Genomic DNA, 1,441 nt, shown 5'->3' with positions numbered 1-1,441 from the left:
GTCGGCGGCGGTCCAGCCGCCGTCGACGGCGAGCACCGCGCCGGTGACGAAGCTCGACGCGTCGGAGGCGAGGTAGACCACCGCGCCCGCCAGCTCCTCCGCGCGGCCCCAGCGGTTGAGCACGCTCTTGTCGGCGTACGCCCGGTACCAGTCGGGCTCGGCCATGATCTGCGCGGTGAGCGGGGTCTCGACGATGCCGGGGGCGATCGCGTTCACCCGGACCCCGCTCGGCCCGAACTCGGTGGCGGCCGCCCGGAGGAGCTGGGTCACTCCGGCCTTGCTGGCGGAGTAGACGCCCTGGCCCGGTTCGAGGGCCACCGCGCGCATCGACGAGAAGCCGATGATGCTGCCCCGGCCGCGCGCGGCCATCGGACCGCCGAAGGCCCGGATGACGTCGAAGGCGCCGCGCAGGTTGAGCCCCACCACCCGGTCGAACTCCTCGGCGGAGTAGTCGAGGAGCCGCTTGCGCACATGGGTTCCGGCGGTGAGGACCAGGACGTCGACGTCGCCGAGGTCGCGGGCCGCCCCGGCGAGCGCGGCGCGGTCCAGGACGTCCAGTGCGAGGGCGGTGGCGCCGGGCCCCGTCCTGTCGGCCGTCGCGGCGGCGGCGTCGGGGTCCAGGTCGGCGCAGACCACCTCCGCTCCCTGGGCGGCGAGTGCCTGGGCGGCCTCCCGGCCGATGCCGCTTCCGGCGCCCAGGACGACGGCCCGGCGGCCGTCCAGCCGGAACATGGTGGAGTAGTCCAGTGAGGTGGTCATGCTGATGGCAACCCTCGGGGTGGGGTGGGCGGATTCAGGACTGGGTGAGGGCCAGGAACTCCTGGCGGGAGCGCGGGTCGTCGCGCAGGCGACCGAGCAGGGTGGAGGTCACCGTGTCGGAGCCGCCGGCCCGCACCCCGCGCAGCGTCATGCAGGTGTGCTCGGCCTGGATCACCACGCCGACGCCCTTGGGCGCGAGCCGGGTCTCCAGCCAGTCGGCGATCTGCTTGGTGAGCCGCTCCTGGACCTGCGGTCGGCAGGAGAAGTGCTCGACCACACGGGCCAGTTTGGAGAGGCCGAGGATGCGGTCCTGCGGCAGGTAGCCGACGTGGGCGACCCCGACGAACGGCAGCAGGTGGTGTTCGCAGACGGACCGGAGCGGGATCCTACGGGCCACGACCAGTTCGTCGTATCCCTCGTCGTTGGGGAAGGTGGTGAGGTCGAACGGGCGGGGCGAGAAGAGCTCGGCGTAGGCCTTCGCCATGCGGCGCGGAGTGTCGCGCAGGCTCTCGGAGTCGGTCGGCACGTTGAGCGCGGCGAGGAACCGGCGCGCGGCCTCCTCCGCCGCGACCAGGTCGAGGGCGGGGGCGTCGGGGGAGACAGGTGAGACGGGGACGGACGGGACCGGGACGGCCGCGGGTTCGGCGGGGACTGCTTCGGCGGTGACTGCTGTGGACATGGC

General features: G+C 73.6%; 2 protein-coding genes. Both read right to left on the bottom strand.

Features of this window, described 5'->3' with window-relative positions:
• Positions 1–759 (bottom strand): SDR family NAD(P)-dependent oxidoreductase (locus EAO70_RS35525; protein WP_222723511.1); only part of this gene is annotated, 759 nt, incomplete at its 3' end.
• Positions 760–793: 34 nt separating this feature from the next.
• Positions 794–1,438 carry a GTP cyclohydrolase I FolE gene (gene folE, locus EAO70_RS35520; RefSeq protein ID WP_148006925.1) on the bottom strand — a complete coding sequence of 215 codons (645 nt, stop codon included), beginning with the start codon at positions 1,436–1,438 and terminating at the stop codon, positions 794–796.
• Positions 1,439–1,441: the final 3 nt, after the last annotated feature.

This window comes from Streptomyces sp. adm13(2018) (assembly GCF_008042145.1).
Taxonomy (GTDB): domain Bacteria; phylum Actinomycetota; class Actinomycetes; order Streptomycetales; family Streptomycetaceae; genus Streptomyces.
This window is presented reverse-complemented; position numbering and strand designations above follow the sequence as displayed.

Excerpts from the sequence above, each read along its gene's own strand:
- folE (WP_148006925.1), bottom strand. The coding sequence starts at position 1,438 with ATGTCCACAGCAGTCACCGCCGAAGCAGTCCCCGCCGAACCCGCGGCC.